This is a genomic window from Xanthomonas sp. MUS 060, from assembly GCF_000963215.1.
Lineage (GTDB): Bacteria > Pseudomonadota > Gammaproteobacteria > Xanthomonadales > Xanthomonadaceae > Xanthomonas_A.
The window spans coordinates 1-2841 of record NZ_JZIM01000069.1 but is presented as its reverse complement, the minus strand read 5'-3'; the positions used below and the strand labels follow the sequence as shown (position 1 = coordinate 2841).

Below are 2841 nucleotides of genomic sequence, written 5' to 3'. Positions count from 1 at the left end.
TCGATAAAGCCGTATAACCCATGGGCCACACCTGCCAGGACGCGGGCGTAGACCTGTGCGTCGGCGCGGCGCAACACGTTGTCCTGCTGCAGTCGTTGGAACACGTCGTTCGTGGTGCGATTGATCAGCTCCGACAGGGACGGGCGGTTAAACATTCAAGAGACTCCAGAGGTTGTCGAACCTCAGAACGGCGTTGGCGGTGCCATCGGCTGCGAACAGCGTGCATTGCAGGGCCAGCGTGGACAGACCCTGGCGCTCGGCGCGCACGGCGATGGATGCGTGCAGCGACACCGTCGTCGATCAGCCACTGCAGGGCTTCTTCGGCGTAGTCCTGGGCGCGTTGCACCGTGGACGGGGTGAGCTTGGCGCGTGCAGCGACACCGTCGTCGATCAGCCACTGCAGGGCTTCTTCGGCGTAGTCCTGGGCGCGTTGCACCGTGGACGGGGTGAGCTTGGCGCGCACACCAGCAGCCACAGCCGTGAGCCGATGCGGTCGTTGGCCACCACGGGATAGGTGTCGCCCCACCAGCCCATGCGAAAGCCACGCGGATCGGGCAATGTGTCGTCGGCGTTGGCCCGACGCCAAGTGAACAAGCTGATGAGGACGGCCCGCACCAACGGATGGCGTTTGTCGTTGTCGATGTCCTGCAACAGGCTGAGCGGGGTTGTCTGGCCACCAGCAGCCACAGCCGTGAGCCGATGCGGTCGTTGGCCACCACGGGATAGGTGTCGCCCCACCAGCCCATGCGAAAGCCACGCGGATCGGGCAATGTGTCGTCGGCGTTGGCCCGACGCCAAGTGAACAAGCTGATGAGGACGGCCCGCACCAACGGATGGCGTTTGTCGTTGTCGATGTCCTGCAACAGGCTGAGCGGGGTTGTCTGGCCACCAAAAACGGCAGTCAGGGGCATGGAGTCGCGCATGGTGTGGGCGTGTGTCTATTGCGTTGAATTGGGCGGTTTGCTGGTGAAGCTGTCGCCGTGGCTGTCGGTGCCGCTGTGGGTGTGGGCATTGAAGACCGCCCGCATGCCCGCCATGGTCTTGGTGCCGCGCTGATCGCCGACATCCTGTGCTGCCGTGATGCTGGCCTGGCAGGTGATGTTCTGCGTGACCTCCAGTGTTCCGACCACCTTGCTGTTGGCATTGATCGTGAGGCCGGCGTTGAAGGTCATGACCCCGCTGCCGTCACCTTGCAGCACCACGGTCGATCCGGCCTTGTCGGTCAGCTTGATGCCATTGCGCATGAGGTAGACCGATTGTCCCTGGTCGTCATGCAGGATGACTTCGCCTCCGGCCTTGTCGGTCAGCTTGATGCCATTGCGCATGAGGTAGACCGATTGTCCCTGGTCGTCATGCAGGATGACTTCGCCGCTCGCTTTCCAGGCTTTTAACGCGATAGCGTCGGTCGGCCACGCACATGACCACGCCGTGGGAGCGGTCTCCATCGAGGAATAGGGCTCCAGGCTTTTAACGCGATAGCGTCGGTCGGCCACGCACATGACCACGCCGTGGGAGCGGTCTCCATCGAGGAATAGGGCGATGCATTCGGCGCCAGGTTGAGGATGACTGGTCAAGCCATACGGCTCGAAATGCTCGACGTCGGCTTTGGACTCGCCGGCTAACAGGCGCAGCTGCGGCTAACAGGCGCAGCTGCAGGCTTTGCATCTTGCTGGCCGCGTTGACCAGGGACACGGTGCCTCTGGCGACCATGTTCGATAGGCGTCTGGCATAAGGCTTTGCATCTTGCTGGCCGCGTTGACCAGGGACACGGTGCCTCTGGCGACCATGTTCGATAGGCGTCTGGCATAAGGTGGGCGCCATCAGACGGTTGAATTCCATCATCTGCGCTGTCTCATTCCACTTCGGCCCAGGTGTCGCCGCCGCCACGCTTGATGCCCTTGCTTGATTTGGCGGCCTTGGAGCGGTAACCATCGGGGGGACCCACACGCAGCTGCGTGCGCAGTCCGTCATCGTCGAGCAGGTAATGCGCTTCGGCGATGACCATCGTCTGGTCGAAGCCGATTAGCGCGTCGCGCACACGCACGAGCAGGTTCGGCATCCACAGTTGTCCATCACCTTGACGCCAGCCGGCGACCGTATACGTGGCTTCGAGCGCCTTGGCAGCCCGGTGTGCGCGTTCGTACAGCGCGCGGTCCTGACAGGTTCGCGCACACGCACGAGCAGGTTCGGCATCCACAGTTGTCCATCACCTTGACGCCAGCCGGCGACCGTATACGTGGCTTCGAGCGCCTTGGCAGCCCGGTGTGCGCGTTCGTACAGCGCGCGGTCCTGACAGGTGCCGGCCGGCATCGGCATGGCCGGCCTGCTTGAGGACCAGGACACGGAAGCGCTTGGAACGTGCATCGGCCAGACTGGCGGTGACCGGCGTGCCGGTATCGGCGATGCCCCCTTCGAATGCGGCCATGTCGTCATCGTCACCCTGGAACGTGCATCGGCCAGACTGGCGGTGACCGGCGTGCCGGTATCGGCGATGCCCCCTTCGAATGCGGCCATGTCGTCATCGTCACCCTGGGTGGGCTTCGTTGGCATCGACGCCAAAGTCGCCGTCATTGCCTGCACGCTGGCCTTTGACCTTCGTTGGCATCGACGCCAAAGTCGCCGTCATTGCCTGCACGCTGGCCTTTGACGACATAGCTGGACATCACCGCCTTGAAGTCGAGTTCGCAGCTACCTTCTTGGATGTTCTGGCCCAACTCGAGCGTGGTGGTGGCGGTGCCGGTGCTGCCGACATCGATGAACACCAGATCGCCCAGGGCGTTGTCGGTGGACAACACATGGCGCAGACGCATCAACCGGTCGATGCTCTCGAACACGGTTTCG

The 2841-nt window shown here is 63.2% G+C and carries 6 protein-coding genes; all 6 read right to left on the bottom strand.

Annotated elements, in window-relative coordinates; translation table 11 throughout:
• Positions 1–147: 147 nt before the first annotated feature.
• Positions 148–291: a hypothetical protein gene (locus XANALMUS060_RS22485; protein WP_235430600.1), complete on the bottom strand. Its 144-nt coding sequence runs from the start codon at positions 289–291 to the stop codon at positions 148–150.
• Between the two features lie 99 nt (positions 292–390).
• The gene (locus XANALMUS060_RS21600) at positions 391–687 is read right to left on the bottom strand and encodes a phage GP46 family protein (protein WP_200894101.1); all 297 of its coding nucleotides are present in this window, start codon (positions 685–687) and stop codon (positions 391–393) included.
• A gap of 251 nt (positions 688–938) precedes the next feature.
• Positions 939–1625, bottom strand: coding sequence for a phage baseplate assembly protein (locus XANALMUS060_RS20860; protein WP_255352403.1), 687 nt, complete (start codon positions 1623–1625; stop codon positions 939–941).
• A gap of 227 nt (positions 1626–1852) precedes the next feature.
• Positions 1853–2059 carry a hypothetical protein gene (locus tag XANALMUS060_RS20300; RefSeq protein ID WP_152640600.1) on the bottom strand — a complete coding sequence of 69 codons (207 nt, stop codon included), beginning with the start codon at positions 2057–2059 and terminating at the stop codon, positions 1853–1855.
• A gap of 147 nt (positions 2060–2206) precedes the next feature.
• Positions 2207–2425 (bottom strand): hypothetical protein, encoded by a 219-nt coding sequence (locus tag XANALMUS060_RS16860; protein ID WP_045739426.1) that lies wholly within the window; start codon positions 2423–2425, stop codon positions 2207–2209.
• A gap of 142 nt (positions 2426–2567) precedes the next feature.
• Positions 2568–2841: hypothetical protein (locus XANALMUS060_RS20855; protein WP_045739425.1), on the bottom strand; the 274-nt coding region annotated here is incomplete at its 5' end.

Bases quoted from the DNA above. Each gene is read 5' to 3' on its own strand.
- XANALMUS060_RS20300 (WP_152640600.1), bottom strand. From the start codon at position 2,059: ATGCCGAACCTGCTCGTGCGTGTGCGCGACGCGCTAATCGGCTTCGAC.
- XANALMUS060_RS16860 (WP_045739426.1), bottom strand. From the start codon at position 2,425: ATGGCCGCATTCGAAGGGGGCATCGCCGATACCGGCACGCCGGTCACC.